At 46.4% G+C, this 16,625-nt stretch carries 17 protein-coding genes; 14 read left to right on the forward strand and 3 right to left on the reverse strand.

The window, feature by feature from the left end:
* Positions 1-55: 55 nt before the first annotated feature.
* The 14 genes from FJQ87_RS08775 to FJQ87_RS08840 all read left to right on the forward strand — a co-directional run bounded on the left by FJQ87_RS08775 (position 56) and on the right by FJQ87_RS08840 (position 11,833).
* A complete protein-coding gene (locus FJQ87_RS08775) occupies positions 56-316 on the forward strand; it encodes a hypothetical protein (protein WP_140934048.1) in 261 nt (86 codons plus the stop codon).
* Between the two features lie 52 nt (positions 317-368).
* Positions 369-956: a nicotinamide riboside transporter PnuC gene (gene pnuC, locus FJQ87_RS08780; protein ID WP_240778912.1), complete on the forward strand. Its 588-nt coding sequence runs from the start codon at positions 369-371 to the stop codon at positions 954-956.
* 3 nt (positions 957-959) lie between these two features.
* Positions 960-2,282 carry a phosphotransferase gene (locus FJQ87_RS08785; protein ID WP_140932311.1) on the forward strand — a complete coding sequence of 441 codons (1,323 nt, stop codon included), beginning with the start codon at positions 960-962 and terminating at the stop codon, positions 2,280-2,282.
* 75 nt (positions 2,283-2,357) lie between these two features.
* Complete coding sequence (locus tag FJQ87_RS18950) at positions 2,358-2,702, forward strand: DUF6279 family lipoprotein (protein ID WP_140932312.1); 345 nt, start codon at positions 2,358-2,360, stop codon at positions 2,700-2,702.
* Positions 2,703-2,740: 38 nt separating this feature from the next.
* A complete protein-coding gene (locus FJQ87_RS18955; protein ID WP_276613167.1) occupies positions 2,741-3,235 on the forward strand; it encodes a DUF6279 family lipoprotein in 495 nt (164 codons plus the stop codon).
* A gap of 56 nt (positions 3,236-3,291) precedes the next feature.
* Entirely contained in the window at positions 3,292-3,885 is a 594-nt protein-coding gene (locus FJQ87_RS08800) for a DoxX family protein (protein WP_140932314.1), read from the forward strand.
* 131 nt (positions 3,886-4,016) lie between these two features.
* Positions 4,017-6,605: a TonB-dependent receptor gene (locus FJQ87_RS08805; protein WP_140932315.1), complete on the forward strand. Its 2,589-nt coding sequence runs from the start codon at positions 4,017-4,019 to the stop codon at positions 6,603-6,605.
* A 224-nt stretch (positions 6,606-6,829) separates the two neighbouring features.
* A complete protein-coding gene (locus FJQ87_RS08810) occupies positions 6,830-7,378 on the forward strand; it encodes an NAD(P)H nitroreductase (protein ID WP_140932316.1) in 549 nt (182 codons plus the stop codon).
* A 172-nt stretch (positions 7,379-7,550) separates the two neighbouring features.
* Positions 7,551-8,186 (forward strand): GNAT family protein, encoded by a 636-nt coding sequence (locus FJQ87_RS08815; RefSeq protein WP_140932317.1) that lies wholly within the window; start codon positions 7,551-7,553, stop codon positions 8,184-8,186.
* Positions 8,187-8,231: 45 nt separating this feature from the next.
* Positions 8,232-8,681 carry a GNAT family N-acetyltransferase gene (locus FJQ87_RS08820; protein WP_168195166.1) on the forward strand — a complete coding sequence of 150 codons (450 nt, stop codon included), beginning with the start codon at positions 8,232-8,234 and terminating at the stop codon, positions 8,679-8,681.
* Positions 8,682-8,719: 38 nt separating this feature from the next.
* The gene (locus FJQ87_RS08825; RefSeq protein ID WP_240778880.1) at positions 8,720-9,145 is read left to right on the forward strand and encodes a hypothetical protein; all 426 of its coding nucleotides are present in this window, start codon (positions 8,720-8,722) and stop codon (positions 9,143-9,145) included.
* A 7-nt stretch (positions 9,146-9,152) separates the two neighbouring features.
* Entirely contained in the window at positions 9,153-9,626 is a 474-nt protein-coding gene (locus tag FJQ87_RS08830; RefSeq protein WP_140932319.1) for a hypothetical protein, read from the forward strand.
* A gap of 303 nt (positions 9,627-9,929) precedes the next feature.
* Positions 9,930-10,802, forward strand: coding sequence for a 6-carboxytetrahydropterin synthase (locus tag FJQ87_RS08835; RefSeq protein ID WP_140932320.1), 873 nt, complete (start codon positions 9,930-9,932; stop codon positions 10,800-10,802).
* 104 nt (positions 10,803-10,906) lie between these two features.
* On the forward strand, positions 10,907-11,833 hold the full coding sequence (locus FJQ87_RS08840) for a M23 family metallopeptidase (RefSeq protein ID WP_240778881.1): 927 nt from the start codon (positions 10,907-10,909) through the stop codon (positions 11,831-11,833).
* A gap of 91 nt (positions 11,834-11,924) precedes the next feature.
* Here the strand turns inward: FJQ87_RS08840 and FJQ87_RS08845 are convergent, their stop codons facing one another.
* From FJQ87_RS08845 to FJQ87_RS08855, 3 genes are all read right to left on the reverse strand, one after another.
* A complete protein-coding gene (locus FJQ87_RS08845) occupies positions 11,925-12,635 on the reverse strand; it encodes a pseudouridine synthase (RefSeq protein WP_140932321.1) in 711 nt (236 codons plus the stop codon).
* A gap of 184 nt (positions 12,636-12,819) precedes the next feature.
* Positions 12,820-14,139: an IS4 family transposase gene (locus tag FJQ87_RS08850; protein ID WP_140930149.1), complete on the reverse strand. Its 1,320-nt coding sequence runs from the start codon at positions 14,137-14,139 to the stop codon at positions 12,820-12,822.
* A gap of 131 nt (positions 14,140-14,270) precedes the next feature.
* On the reverse strand, positions 14,271-16,436 hold the full coding sequence (locus FJQ87_RS08855) for a M3 family metallopeptidase (protein ID WP_140932322.1): 2,166 nt from the start codon (positions 16,434-16,436) through the stop codon (positions 14,271-14,273).
* Positions 16,437-16,625 lie beyond the last annotated feature (189 nt).

Genomic DNA, 16,625 nt, shown 5'->3' on the forward strand with positions numbered 1-16,625 from the left:
GGCCACAGCCGTGGCCTTTTTCAATGTGGCATTGCCGCAAACTTTGGACATTATGATGAAATTAACCGCCGAAATTAGTATGTATCCGCTGCAAGACAATTACTTAGAAGCCATTGAATGGTTTATTCAACGAGTTGACTCTTACCCTAATATTGAGCGTGTAACTAATGCTATGGCCACGCAAGTGGTTGGTGAATATAGCGAAGTGATGGCTATGCTTGCCGTTGAAATGGAAGCTGCCCATAGTAAATTTGGTAAGGCGGCGTTTGTGTGTAAATTCTTGGGAGGTGAGCTTAATTTGGCTCATAAGCAGTAATATGTGGTCGCAATTGACGACTTGGCTCCAAAGCTTACAGTCTGATTGGTTGATGATGAATGGCTGGGAAGCGTTAGCTGTGCTGCTCGCTATGGCTTATCTCATTTTGGCTATGCGCCAAAGTATCTGGTGCTGGCCAGCGGCTCTTGCGAGTACTGCAATTTATACCTTGTTGTTTTGGAAAGTGTCCTTGCTGATGGAATCTGTGCTCAATGTCTATTACATGGCCATGGCCGTGTATGGGTTTTGGTTGTGGAAGAACGGCGGTGAGGGCGGTCAGGGGCAGCAATTAGTCTCTTGGAGTGTTAAGCGCCACTTAGGGATTATTGCTGTCACAGGTATGGTTTCTGTGTTGGTGGGGTACTTGATGGCCAATTACACCCATGCTTCGATGGCGTATCTTGATGCGGCAACCACGTGCTTTGCGGTCATGACCACAGTGTTAGTCGCGAAAAAAGTGGTGGAGAATTGGTTGTATTGGGTAGTGATAGATCTCGTGTCGATTTATTTATACCTGAGTAAAGGCATGATCTTAACTTCTGGCCTATTTGTGCTGTACGTTGGCTTGGCTATGAGCGGCTATTGGCTGTGGCGCAAGCAGTTAGCCTTGGATTCTGAGCCGCAAATGGTTGGTGCCTAACTTATGCCTCAAGAGGGTTTGCTATGGCAATCATTGCTTAAACTCTTAGCGCGCCATGAGGCGCCGCTTGATGTCGTTAATGCCTTAGGCAAAGTCTTGAGTCATTATCAGTTAGCGTTGACGGCAACACCGCAGTTATTGACGAGTGGCCTTAACAATATCAATGTGCTGCTGTTTTTGGGCGAGGCTAAGTCTAGATCTAAGACCAAGCCTAAGCCTCCAGCATTGACTATAAGTGTGTCAGAGCTTGATTTCAGCCGTGAGCACATCAGTCATCAAGAGTTAGACTGTCAGTTAGGCCTGCGTTGGGTGCTGCGCTGCAACTTAATCAAACCATTAGATGCCAGGCAAAATGAAGTGAAGGCTTGGCGTCAAGCGGCAGCGGTTAATCTAGCGCCGCCGCTTCATTGGGTGAGTGCAGATTTTCAGTGTTACTTGAGTGAGTATTGCCCCGCAGTAAATGCGGCGGCCTTTGGCGCAGGCTTTGCTGATGTGGATGGATTAACGTCAAGCACCAAGTGGCGCTCGCAGCTTAATACTCCGACGATTAACGCTATGGGGCAGGGCAAGGCTAACAAAAGTAAGGTTAACAATGGTAAGAGCAGCAAGGTTAAGGATGACTCGCGCGCAAACGAAGATTTATGTTCAGGCTTAGCAAGCCATCAAGTGAAATTGCTGGATAGTTTGTTGCAGTTATCTCAGATCTCTCAATTGTCTCCGCTATCTCACTTGCCTCAATTGTCACAGTCATCTTCACTGTCACAGTCGTTAGCGCAATCTGTTCCTACAAACTGCGCAGCGGCCAGAGGCAATAATTTATCGCACCAAATTGAGCAGTATTTAAGTGCGTTAACGGCGTTAGCGCCTTGCTCAACGTGGACAAGCGCGCAGCAGCAAAGCTTTGCGGGGTTAGCTCGGGCGTTTAAGGATTATGGCTCTGATCAAAGCGCCCAATGGCGGGAGTTAGATCAAGGCTTTAATTGGCAGCAATTTAGTCATAGAGATTTGCATCCTGATAATCTCTTGCTGCAAAGTGATAGTGTCTATGTGATTGATTTTGAATTTAGCTGTGATTTTCATCCCTTGTGGGATCTCACCTCAATTATTGCGACCTGTGAGTTTACTGACACCGAGGCATTTAGCTTCTGTCAGGCCTATTTAGCGCGTCACCCGCACTTTAGTGGTAATGAAATGGTATTGATACCAGCCATGCTTGATTGCTATTGGTTTACCGCCAGCATTTGGGCGCTCAATCAGGCTTGTGATAGCTGTGACGCAGAATTTCTGGACTGGTCTAAGTGTTTCTGGCAACTTGTTAGTAAATAGTTAACGTCAAACTTGGTGTGTAGCGTAAGACGGGCACTATGACTCTACACAGCGGCGAATGCCTAAGGCTATCAGATGCTATCCTCTCGTTTGCGTGGCCACCTATTGATTATCTTAGTGCTACTTACCTGCGTTAGTGCTTGCTCGACGAAAATGAGTTATTACTTTATTGATTGGGCCATAAAATGGCAACTCGATGATTATGTTGAACTTAATGACAAGCAGCAACAAGCATTAGACGCCGCCATTGCCGAATTTATCCTCTGGCATCAAGCTCATGAACTTCCCAAATATAATCAGCAGCTTAATGCCTTAAAGGCGAATATTGGACAGAGACAATTAACCGCCGATCGCTGGCATTATCACAGTGAGCAAGGCAAGCAGTCATTCATCATAATCTTGACACTATCACCAGCTTAATTGGCTCGTTAACGGATGAGCAAGTCCAACAAATTAAGATAAATATTCAAGCCGAAATTGATGAGGATAAAGAGCGCTATCTCAACAATAGTGATGACGAATGGGTTCATCGCAACGATAAATCCATGCTCGATAAAGCTAAAGAGTACTTGGGGGCACTATCTGCCGAGCAGCGAATTATGATTTTGCAATACAACCGCAGTCGCCCAAGAACGACTAAGCTCTGGTATAGCTATCAAGCTGTGTGGTTTAAGCGTTTTATGCATGCGCTGCAATTGCGCCAAGATAAAGAGTATCTGCGCCAAGAATTAGCTGTGTTATTAACAGCGACTGATACCCTTAAAAGCGCGCAATACCAAGAGCTCATCACAGCCAATAGCCAAGCGCTCGCAAGATTAGTGGCAGCGCTGCAAACGAGTTTAAGCGCGAAGCAGCAACAAAAAATCATGGCCACTATGACGCAACTTGCCGCCGATCTTGACGAGTTAAGCGCTGATGGATTGAACAATATTGCATCTCACCCACAGCCTTGAAATAAGGCGGTACATTTCAAGGTCTAGTTCAACAGTTAATTACTAGAGGCTACATCATGGGATTTAATCGATTAATTCACCTGTTTAATCAAGCGGCCAGCAGCACTCAAGGTTTAGCGTTACTGGGGCTACGCGTGTATTTAGCCCCTGTGTTAATTCAAGCTGGCTATAACAAGTTAAGTCATTTTAGTGATACCGCCGCTTGGTTTGGTAATGCTGAGTGGGGGCTTGGGCTGCCAATGCCTGAGGTGATGGCGGGCTTAGCGGCGGGTACTGAGTTTTTGGGTGGCATTTTGTTATTGCTTGGCTTGGCAACGCGCCTTGTCGCTCTGCCTATGATGATCACTATGGCGGTGGCCGCAGTAACTGTGCATTGGCAGCATGGCTGGCTGGCGATTAGCGACCCGTCCTCTTGGCTTGCCAATGAGCAAGTCCTAGCCTCTGCTGAAAAGCTGGCTAAGGCTAAAGAGCTATTGCAGCAACATGGCGATTTTGAGTGGTTAACCAGTTCAGGCAATTTTGTGGTGCTCAATAATGGTATCGAGTTTGCGGCTACCTATTTTCTGATGTTACTTGTGCTGTTTAGTTGTGGTGGCGGTAAAGGCTTTAGTGTGGATTATTATCTCGCCAAGGGGCGGCAGCAGGTATAGGACAGTTAGTTTTAACAAAACAGAAACTTATGTTGCATAGTTGTTATCTTTCCAGTTATTACTAGTGGGTATCTTTAGCTTTCACTAAAGATACCAAGGCTATTTTAATAATAATAATTGGGAAAATATCTATGAAATACCAATACAGTAAGTTGCATCAAGCAATGTTTGTGGTGGGGGCTATGTTAGGGGGAACGCTGCCGACTGTGGCTATGTCAGCAACGAGTGGTGATAGTGCAAGTGATGCCAATATTGAAAAAATTGCCGTGGTCGGCACCCGCGCGGCGCCGCGCTCAGTCACGGATTCACCTGTGCCGCTTGATATTATTGGTGCAGAAGAATTTGTGCGACAAGGCAATACCGATCTTAAATCTCTGCTGAGCAGTGTTACGCCATCGTTTAACGTGAACGATCAACCTATTAATGATGGCTCATCCCTCGTTCGCCCAGCCAACTTACGCGGCTTAGCTGCCGATCATACCTTGGTATTAGTTAACGGTAAGCGGCGTCATCGCAGCGCTGTGATCACCTTTTTAGGTGGCGGACTGTCTGATGGCTCCCAAGGCCCAGATATTTCAAACATTCCAGTGTCGGCATTAAAGCAAGTGGAAGTATTGCGCGATGGCGCGGCTGCGCAATACGGCTCAGATGCCATTGCCGGTGTACTTAACTTTGTACTCAAAGATGCCCCGCAAGGCGGCAGTGTCGAAACTCGTTATGGCCAGTTCTATGAAGGCGACGGCGCTGGTTGGCAGTTTTCTGGCAATAAAGGTTTTGCCTTATCTGAAAATGGTTTTGCTAACTTTTCCATGGAATATCGCACTCAAGACTCAACTTCTCGCAGTGTACAGCGTGACGATGCGGCTGGATTAGCCGCGGCAGGTAACCCGTTTATCATAGATCCCGCACAGGTTTGGGGCACCCCAGAAGTAAAATCTGATGTAAAGATACTAGGCAACTTTGGTCTGGATTTAAATGACACAGACAAAGCCTACATGTGGATAAATTATGCGAAGCGCGATATCGACGGCGGCTTTTATTATCGTAATCCCCATAATCGCGGCGGCGTTAATGATGGTGGCATGAAGCCAACCGGGCAAATAGGAAGTGATGGTAAACCTATCTTAGCGCCTACCTTATTGGTGGGGGATTTAACCCCAAATGATGGTATCGCATGCCCAGTGGTATTTACTGGCAGCAACGTGTTAAACAGCGACGCGTATAAGCAAGTGGCGGCCGACCCTAACTGTTTTGCTTTTAATGAAATATTCCCAGGTGGCTTTACCCCAAGATTTGGCGGCAAGATTAATGACTTAGCTTTTGCTCTTGGCACTGAAGGGCAGTGGCAGGGCGATTGGAATTACGATCTGAGTGCCAGTTATGGTTACTCAGATGTTGAATACAGTATCTATAACACTATCAATCCATCGTTAGGCCCTGCTTCACCCACAAGCTTTAAGCCCGGCGCTTATACCCAGTTAGAGCAAACCTATAATTTTGATGTCACTAAGCAGTTGCTGGTGGACGGTTGGGAAGAGCCGATAAACTTCGCCTCTGGCCTTGAATATCGCTATGAAACCTTTGAAATTCAAAATGGCGATCCGGCTTCTTTCGAAGTCGGACCATTAGCTAACCAAGGGTTTGGCATCGGCTCAAACGGCTTCCCTGGATTTAAGCCACAAGATTCCGGTTCATGGTCTCGCTCAAACATTGCAGCCTATGTGGACATGGAGTTTTATGCGACCCCAGACTGGTTGCTGACAGGCGCGGTGCGTTATGAAGACTTCAGTGACTTTGGGTCAACGGTCAATGGTAAAGTTTCCACCCATTACTCGATTTCTGAGGTTTGGGCGATTCGTTCAGCGGCCAGCACTGGCTTTAGAGCACCTACAGTTGGTCAAAGTAACGTGCGTAACGTCACGACCGCATTCACTGCTAATGGCTTAGAAGATCAAGCTACTTTGCCACCGACTCACCCCATCTCTATTCAAAAAGGGGGGGAGCCGCTTGAGCCAGAAACGTCGGTTAACTTAAGTCTTGGCGCCGTGGCAGAATTTGAAAACGGCCTATATATGACGGTGGATTATTTTAATATCAAGCTTAAAGACCGCATTAGTCAGACATCACCACTGGAATTAACCTTAGATGACATTGATGACTTGCTCGCTTTAGGCGTGAATGATGCCACCAGTTTTTCTAGCGTTAAGTATTTCACCAATGACTTTGATACGACTACCCAAGGCGTAGATGTCGTGATGAACTACAACATGGAGATTTTAGGCGGCGATACTAAGTTCCAACTCGCCTATAACTGGACTGATACTCAAGTCGATAGCTATAACCCTGCCAACATTAACGCCGCTAAAGTGCAAATGCTGGAAGATAACTTACCGGCGCAGCGAGCAAACTTCACCACCATTTATGAATATGGTGATGTTAATACACTGATGCGGGTTAACTATTATGGTGATTACTATGAAGATCACTTAGATGCTGGTGGCGATTTACCTATTTACGCTGGCAGCGAAGTAACAGTTGACCTTGAAATGAGCTATTTCTGGAATGAAGCCTTTAGCACATCGGTTGGCGCTAATAATCTGTTTGATAATTCACCGGATGAAAACCCATGGTCAGGAGTGGTGGGTGCCTTGTATCCATCGACATCGCCTATGGGAATTAATGGTGGTTTCTATTATGTTCGCGCTAATTATATGTTTTAAGTAAGTCTGCTGGCGGTGATGAGAGGTCTAACATCACCGCCTTTTCCATCGGACTGCTTGGTTGTATTGATTGCCTATGTATATTGTCTGAGCTAATGACTAGCGCGCTGCAACTTAGCTATATCAATGCGGGGTGATTCAATTCACCATTTTCATAAAACGTTGACATTAATCACGTTTTGCTTGATACAATACCCGCATCTTGTCCCACATGAGTCGCTGTTATGCTCGCTACTGAACTGTTATTAACCCGCCAATCGTGTCCGCGATTAACTCATCCAGCTCCCACTGCCGCGCAATTAGACTTAATGCTCGATGCTGCGGTGAGAGTGCCTGATCATGGGGCTCTTGGTCCGTGGGAATTTATTGTGGCAAGTGGCGCGGGTTTGCAGCGCCTTAGCGATATTTTTGTGGCAGCTAAACGCAGCGAAGGCGCCGATGACGCCACATTAGAGCGCACCGCAGGCTTAACGCAGCGCGCACCTATGGTGATAGTGGTCGTGAGTAAATATCAACTGCACCCTAAAGTGCCACAATTAGAGCAGCAATTAGCCGCCGGTTGTGCGTGTATGGCGATGCAGCAAGCCGCCTTTGCCCAAGGCCTTGGCGCTATTTGGCGCAGTGGTGATTTAGCTTTTAATTCTGAGATTAATCATGCCTTAGGTTTAGCGCCGCAAGATCAAATCGTCGGCTTTTTATATGTAGGCACACCTATGGTAGTCAGCCCCATTAAGGCCACGCGCTCTGGCGCTGAATTTACCCGTTACTTGTAATTTAAGTGTTGGCGGTTACTTGTAATTTAAGTTTTTGCGTAAGTATTGGCCGCACCCATGGCGCTACTAATTACTAACTTATGGCGATACTAATTTGATAGCGCCAGTAATCAATAGCGCTACCCATTAATAATGCCGTTATGCCAGTTAACTGTGCAATGCGAGGTGATAGATGCAAACTAATCATGTAATGGGTGACTATGTCGCGCTAGAGCCATTAACGGCTGCGCACAAGCCTGCTTTGCTCCTTAATGCTCGCGAGCGTAAACATCCGCTGTGGCATACAGGTTTACCTAGCGTTAGTGAGTTTGATGCTTGGTTTGAGCAGGCTTTGCTCAGTGATAATGCCAACAGCAGTCAGCATTTTGCGGTGCGCCTTAGACATGCCTCTACCAATTCAGACCAGATTATTGCTTGGGTGGCTATCAATCGCTGGAGCCAAACCAACCTCAGAGCAAGATTACAACTAGAAGACTTGCCCCTTGCGGCTTTGCCTGATGTTGATGACCCCATTCCAAGTGAACCAGAGCTAGGTGAACCAAAGCTAGGAGACACTGAGCTCAGTAAACAAGTCGCTTTATTATTAATGGATTATGCCTTTAGTGATAAACGCGCCATAGTCGTAGAATTTGCAACCTTTTGGCACCATCAAGCCCTCAGAGCGTTAGCCGTGAGTCTTGGGGCGCAGCAAGATGGGGTATTACGCAATCATAGAATTCTTGCAGATGGCACAGTTCACGATCAGGTCATTTACTCAGTGTTAGATTCTGAATGGCGGCAGATGCAAGCGCGTCGAAGCCATACATAAGGGATAGGTTCGGGCGCACTAATGGCAAGCAAGATGGGTAGCGATATGAACAGCCAAATAATCCGTGCTGATAGTCATGAGTTAGTCGCCGTGGCGCAGTTATTTAATGAATACCGCCAATATTATGAGCAAGGCGATGATATGGCGGCGGTGACAGCATTTATTGAGCAGCGCTTAAGCCGTCAAGACTCCATCATACTAATCGCCAAAAATAACAAAGGTGAAGGGCTAGGCTTTTTACAGATGTATTGGCAGCTATCGTCATTAGATATGAGCGAGTTTTTAATCATCAATGATTTATTCGTCACTCAGTCGGCGCGAGGCCAAGGCGTAGCGCGCAAGCTGATGGCGACAGCAATTGAAATTGGCATTAACCAAGGTTGCAAGCGTCTCACCTTGGAAACTGCGAGCACTAATTATAAGGCGCAGTCCTTATATGAGACCTTAGGGTTTAGGCGTGATAATCATTATTATCACTACCAATTGGACATATAAATAAACTAGAGCTAGTTATTGATATAAAAGGAAATTTTATGAAGCGTAAGCAAAGGTCACTCATGGTGGCATCCAGTGTTCTGGTTTATATGACTATGGTAAATAGTGCATTTGCAGAGGCGCCAATCAATGCCGCCGAAAAAGCCTATACGGCTGAATTACTTAACTGCGCCAGTTATTATGATATTAGCAGTGAAGCGATAGCGGCTATGGATGCCCCGCAAATGCAAGCGGTTGCCGAGCGCTTAGTGAGCTCATCTCAGCAAGCTAAGCAATTAGCGGCGCAATATTTAGCGCCTGAGCAATTAGCAACTGAGTTAGTTGCGGCGAAACAAGCGCAAATACTTGAGCTAAAAGATAGTGCTAATCTTGGCGGCTTAATGGCGAAATACAAAGATAGTTGCAAGCAAGTGTTAGCTGATCCCAAGCAGCGACTAGAATATTGGCAGATGGCCAATTTTTAGGACGCTTATGCAACCACTGTTATTGATTTGCGCGCTTTTAACCTTGTTGAGTATGAGTGCGGTGATTTATTTAAGTCGCCAACCTCAACTAAACCAAACTCGACTAAGCCAAGCGTTAATTGCATCAGCTTTTCCTAGCAGTGTCATTATCAGTGTCTGTTTTCAAGCCACGGCCAGCGTTATCTTGCTGGCCTTAGGCCTTGATGCGTTATCCTTTTCTCAAAGCTTTAGCTTACTGATGTTTATCAGTCTTAATCAGGGCCTTGCGGGTATTTGGTTGTTATGGCATCAGTGGCGTTTTGGCCATGAAGGCTATTATCACGGCCATAGCGTTGCTCAAACTGTAGGCGATAGTGTCGGCATTAGTCACTCTCACTCCAACCATAACTCAGCAAGAGTCAATGGCGGCATAGTTAAACTTATCAGTGTGTGCTGCCTTATTTCTGCGGGCGTGATTTTATGGGTATTGCTGCAGGCGTAAATGGGCTCAATGCCTGGCTTAAATAATTGCATAGAGGCCTAAGCCAAGCTTAGTTATAATGGCTTTTTTACGCATAGAGCCACCCATGAATTATATTATCGACTTACTGTTATTTTGCGCTGGCCTAGGCTTGCTCATTTTAGCCATACGCCACATGCGTAATCACAAAAAATAAACCTTAGTTAGCTGTTACAGACTTTGCGCTTATCATAGCGCTATTTTTGCACGCAGGCGTCCAGACCTGTGGTGCCTAGACACTAAAGTGTCATTACTAACGCAGACTGTATTTCTGCTGGAGATGTTATGCAATTATTCGTAAACGATCTGACGGTTATCGACTTTTCGTATTTGTGCCCCAAGCGCGGCATGGTGGGTGAAAGTTGGATTGTGGATGTCATTCTTAACGGTGGCCTAGATGAACAAAGCATGGTGCTCGATTTTGCTAAGGTAAAACGCACCATTAAACACACTATTGATGCGATAGCCGATCACCGTTTATTGGTGCCTATGGCCAATAGTGCTTGTGAGGTGACAGCACAAGGCGAGCGTGTGTGGTTAGATTTCACCACTGAGCAAGGCACGATTCACTTGGCTTGTCCGGCCGAAGCCTTTGCAATGATCCCAACCGACATCATTGATTATGAAAGCGTAAATGAGTTTTTAATCGCCGCTTTAACTCAAGTATTACCAGACAATGTGGAAGGCATAAGTTTAACCCTTAGGGCTGAAGTGTTAGACCGTCCTTTTTATCATTACAGTCATGGCTTGAAAAAGCATGACGGTAATTGTCAGCGTATTGCCCATGGTCACCGCAGCCCAGTGCAAATTTTTGTGGATGGCAAAGCAGACACAGCATTAGAGGCTAAGTGGGCTAAGCGTTGGCAAGATATTTACTTAGGTTCAATTGAAGATGTATGCCCAGTAGCGCAGCTTGCGTTATCAAGCTTGGCTAACACCATTAGCGATAGCAGCCATGTAGGTTTTCATTACCAAGCGCCCCAAGGCGATTTCCAATTGGCTATGCCAAAAGAGGTGTGTGAGATTATCCCCCATGACACTACGGTTGAATTATTAGCGCAATTTATTGCCAGCCAATTAGCGGCAGAATTACAAAAAACAGTGCGTGTGATTGCCTATGAAGGCGTGGGCAAGGGCGCGATTTTTGTGACTGAATAACATGTAGGATTAGGCTCGATTCAGCCTGGTTAAGTCTTGCTAACCATAGCCTGACTCATATTGATAAACAGGCGGATCGAGTTGTTACCAAAGGATTGTGAATCATGATAACTAACGTGCGTTGTTTACTGCTTTCAATAGCCTTACTGCCGCTTGGCGCTATATCTATGAGCGCAACTGCCACGGCGCCCACGAGCCATTGTCCCACGCATCAGGCGATTTACCCGCAATTACAAACGCAAGGTTTGTGTTTATGGGGGCAATTAACACCAGGCGCCTTAGTTCGAGGCCAACTGCCCGCAGGTTCCAAACTCTGGTTAGATGAGCAAGCGGTAAAAGTAAATGGGCAAGGCTACTTTGCCTTTGGTTTTGACCGTGATGCCAAGCTTGAACATAGCCTTAGTTGGCAATTGCCACCGCAAGTAGGTACCGATAGCCGGCAGCAACAAGTGCTGCAATTAACGCCGCGGCAATACAAAATACAACAAGTGACTGGGATTGCTAAAAAAATCATGCAGCCAGATCCTAAAGATGTCGCGCGGGCGACATTAGATAGTCAGCAAGTTAACCGCGCGCGCGCGATAGATAGCGATGGCATGGCCTTTGTGAGCGAGTTTATGTGGCCACTGCAAGGGCGCATTTCTGGCGTGTATGGCTCGCAGCGAGTTTATAACGGTGAGCCGGGGCGTCCTCATTTTGGTGTTGATATTGCGGCGCCGCGCGGCACTAAAGCCATGGCACCAGCAGATGGCGTAGTGACGTTAGCGGTTCCTGATATGTTTTACTCAGGCGGCACTTTGATAGTAGATCACGGCAATGGCGTTAATTCCACCTTTTTACACTTAGATAAGCTTCTTGTTAACGTTGGGCAAAGCATCAAACAAGGTGAGGTGATAGCGCTGGTAGGTTCCACTGGGCGCTCCACTGGGCCACATTTAGATTGGCGCCTTAATTGGTTTAATACTCGGCTTGATCCTGCCACCATAGTGCCAGCTATGACCAAACCCACAGCCAAGTCAAAAGCTAAGTAATAAATCTAAGCGAAATCAGTCGGTTATTGTTGTTCTCATCAAAAAAGCGCCGTTAGTGGCGCTTTTTTGATTCTATGATTTTTAGAGGCTATTAGTCAGTATCGCAAAATACTGACGCCACTTCTGTTGGGGTTAAGTGGCGCCATTCACCGGGCGCTATATCTAAGCTGATGGCGCCTACTTGCTGTCGATGCAGGCCTACTACCTTATTGCCCATGAAGGCAAACATACGTTTAACCTGATGATAGCGCCCCTCGCTAATGCTAAGTAATACTTGCCGAGGCGTGAGCATATGGATACTGGCTGCTAAGGTATCGGCTGTTTCCCCTGGGAGTAATAGTCCCTCAGCAAAGCGCACTTGAATACGCAGAAATTCATCAGTATCAAGTGGGTCACGCAGATCAACGCGGTAAATTTTTTCGCACACAAACTGCGGGTTAAATACTTTAAATGACCAGCGGCCATCATCAGTGATGAGCACTAAGCCTGTGGTATCGGCATCAAGTCGCCCGGCAATATGCATGTCACTGCTGTTCGGTAAGTTTAAATAATTAAATACACTCGGATAATCGCCATCCACATTGGAGCATAAAGTGCCTGCAGGCTTATGCAGCATGATATAGCGCGATGGCCGCGCAATAAGGCGCTCGCCATTAAGAGTAATGCAATTATTCTCATGCACTTGCATCGATGCCAAGGTTGGATATTCACCATTAACGGCAATCTTACCGGCGGCAATGAGGCTGGTGGCCTGCGCGCGGGTCAACTCAGTGCTTTTACATATAAATTTATCAAGACGCATTTAAAAACTCAGTACACAGACTAAACCAACACCTTGCACGCACTTACAGTGAGCATGAGGAGCCAGCGGATTATCACTTAGCCCATTGTATCTTATTATCCGCAGCCAATGGTTTTTGACTGACAGAGTTAACTTGGCTGATTTCTCCCACAAGAAAGCCGAGCTTAGGCTTAATGCCACTCGCTTAAGAGCGAGTGGCATTTTTACTTGGATATTTCACTGTTTTCTTTAGCACCACACGCGGGTAGCTGGGCCGCTTCCTCTTTGGGGGTAAAATCAACCTTTTGCCATTTTCCCTCAGTCGTTTTAAGTGCTGTGGGATCGCTCCCGGACTCCCTCTGTCACTCCAACCAAACTCATCCTGTATTAAAAACAGGGCATTAATGAAACTTATCCTCTGTGGCTCAACTTTATGCTGCACTGCCATTGCGGCCATCTCTAGCCGAACAATATTGTAGGTCGTTAAGATCCCCCATAATTCTTGATACACCCCATCCTTCTTCTTACTGCGCAGGACTGGTTTATTTTCCAGTTGATATTGCTTTAGCTCACTATAACCCCTCTCTATCTCCCATCGCTGCCAATACACCTTGAGTAAATCGTTCACTGGATAGCTGTTGGGGCATAGGCAGGACGTGATAAACCCTTTGATATCACCTTTGGGTGACGGAATAAGAATAAGGCGGGCTTGCCAGCTCTCCCCCAGATAAGGCGCTTGCTGTTTAGCTTGGGGTGATACCGGCATCTCAACCAGATGGTCATACTCTGAGAATGACTCGATAATTTGATAGCGGGTCTTAGACTTTATCGGGGTTAACCAATGGGTGTTTGCACCGCTTTCTTGCCAGCTGATGAGCAATTCGGCAGACATAAACCCACGGTCAAACAACGTGAGCGAATTCTCGGGAGCTGAGCCAACCAATTGCTGTGCATAGTGAATTTCACTGTGGGTAACAGGCCCGAAAGCCGCATCAGAAAGTAAGTGGCTACGAGTAGACATTAAGGTGACCGCCAGCACAGAGGGAAAAGAAGCCGTGCTTTGTGCAAAGCCAAAGTGATGGTTTTCTTCAGTGTTATGCGTCTTAAAATACGTCCCATCAACACTGAGCAATTTCAATCCCGCTATCTCATCAAATTCGCACTGTGTTTCCCACTGTGCAGCGGTTGTTTTGAACAGATAACGCATGGGCTCTGAACCCAACTTTTCTTTGGCTTTGATGATACTACTGGTCGCCAGTGGCGGGAGCTCCCCCTTGGAGTCGGGAAATGCCAGTGAGAGCGTATCACAGACTTGCTGAATCGAGCGGTTACGCATCAAACCAATGCCTAGAACCAACCAAACAGCTTGCTCTGCAGGGAAACGGCGGGTTCGAAGCGAGGCCCTGCCAGTTTGTTGCACAGCCTCAGCCACCCAATCCATGGGAACATGTTTGGCGAATACATCAATATCTTGCGCTTGGAAAAATTCAGCGGTAACGAGTAGCTCTTTAGAAAATTCAGACATAAAAAAATCAGCTGCAACTTAGGTTGCGGCTGATTATGAAGCCCTTGAAAGATCGTTCAACTACTTAAAACGATCGGCATTAAGCTTAGGCTCGGCTGTATTAGCTAGTCAGAATTAGCTGGGCTGTATACCTAGTGCGCTAATAAACCGCGACTACGCAGCAGCGGCTCAATACCTGCCTCTTTACCTCTAAATTGCTGGTAGAGCATCATAGGATCGGCGCTGCCACCTTGGGATAAAATATAGTGGCGGAATGCTGTCGCTGTCTTCTCATCGAAAATACCGTTTTCTTTAAAGGCTTCATAGGCATCAGCGCCTAAGATATCAGACCAGAGATAACTGTAATAACCTGCTGAATAGCCGCCGGCAAAGATATGGGAGAAATAGGTACTGCGATATCTAGGGACTATTTCCTTAATGAGCCCCATATTAGCCAGCGACTCGGCTTCAAATTTAGCGGCATCTTGCGGCTTAGGGGTGGTCAGCGTATGCCAGTCTAAATCAAGCTTAGTGGCGGCCATATATTCAACGGTGGCAAAGCCTTGATTAAACTTACTGGCCGCTTGAATTTTTGCGACTAACTCAGTAGGGATAACTTCACCCGTTTGATAATGCTTAGCAAATTGCGCTAATACTTCGGGCTCAGTCATCCAGTTTTCCATGACTTGCGATGGAAATTCCACATAGTCACGGGGGACTGCGGTACCCGCCTGTGAGCGATATTGCACGTTTGATAACATGCCATGGAGCGCATGGCCAAATTCGTGGAATAGGGTACTGGCTTCATCAAAGGTCAGTAGGCTTGGCTCACCAGGTGCGCCTTTAGGGTAATTGAGCACATTGACTATGATGGGCACTGAAGTGTCGCCATTCATTTGATATTGAGGGCGATAGGCATTCATCCACGCGCCAGCGCGCTTACTGTCACGGATGAAATAGTCACCCATAAAAATGGCTAATAATTTGCCATCGTTATCAAATACTTCAAAGGTGCGTACATCTTGATGATATTTAGGCAAGTCGTGACGTTCTTTAACCGTAATGCCAAATAGCTTATTGGCTGTATAAAATACGCCTTGCAGTGTGTTTTCTAATGAAAAGTAAGGGCGGGTATCTTGCTCATTAAAGGCATACTTGGCCACTCGAATTTTATCGGCGTAATAATCCCAATCCCAAGCGGCTAAGGTGAAATGTTGGCCTTGCTCATTAATCAGCGCCTGCATGGTCGCAACTTCAGCCTGAGCCTGTGCAAGGGCGGCGGGCCACACCTTGTTTAGTAAGCTGTAAACATTTTCAGGGGTCTTAGCCGTTCGTTCTTCTAATACCAAGTGCGCGTGTGTTGGGTAGCCAAGTAACGCCGCGCGCACAGCCCTAAGGGCGGCCATAGTCGCTAAAATTTGTTTGTTATCATTGGCATTGTTGTTATTGCCACGGGCAACATAGGCTTCAAAAATTTGCTTACGTAATTCGCGATTATCGGCATAAGTTAAAAAGGGGGTGATAGACGGTTTTTGCGTGGTAAATATCCACTGGTCGGTTAACCCTTTTTGCTTGGCAGTTTCGGCCGCCGCCGCAATCACGTTGGCAGGAAGACCGGCCAAATCTTCTTTTTTGCTGATGATAAGTTCATAAGCATTGGTTTCGGCCAGTAAGTTGTCACCAAACTCCAAGCTTAAGCTATCTAAACGTTGGTTAAAATCGCGAAGCTTAATTTTGTCTTGCTCATTTAAATTGGCGCCGCCGCGCACAAAGCTTTGATAAGTATCAGTCAGTAGCTTTTGTTGGGCAGGGGTTAAGCTTGGGTCTGGTGCTTGATAAACAGCGTTAACGCGCTGAAATAACGCATCATTGAGCATAATGTCATCATTGGCGGCAGATAATAGTGGCGACACCTGTTTAGAGATGGCGCGCAGCTCGTCATTGGTATCAGCACTGGTTAAATTGAAAAACACCCCTTGCACTTTAGCCAGTAAGTTTCCTGAAAACTCCATTGCTTCTATGGTGTTAGCAAAACTGGCCGCTTCTTTATTGTTAATAATGGCGTTAATTTCAGCTTGCTGCTCGCCAATGGCGCGCTCAAACGCTGGCAGATAATGCTCTGGCTTAATTTTGCTAAAGTCTGGAATTTCTAAATAAGTGTTGTAAGGCGCGAAAAATGGATTTTGTTCAGTAACCGTTTGGCTTGACTGCGCTGTTGGTACTTGAGTTTGAGCCATACCTGTAGTCGCTGACTCTTGGCTGCAAGCACTGGTGAGTAGCACTAAGCCTATGCTGGCGGCAAGATAGGTGATTTTCATGGTTAAGTCCTTGTAGGGCATCAATGGGTTTATACATCAGATCATAAGTTTGTTATTGGTTTTACGATGATGCTGATGATTAATTACTTTGCGGCAACAAAGCTATCACAGTTGATGGGTGCTGGCTAATTAACCATAAAGGCACACAAGCCACATTAAGTGGCTTGTGTAGTATCTGGTGTGAGGGAT

The organism is Shewanella sp. SNU WT4 (assembly GCF_006494715.1).
Taxonomy (GTDB): domain Bacteria; phylum Pseudomonadota; class Gammaproteobacteria; order Enterobacterales; family Shewanellaceae; genus Shewanella.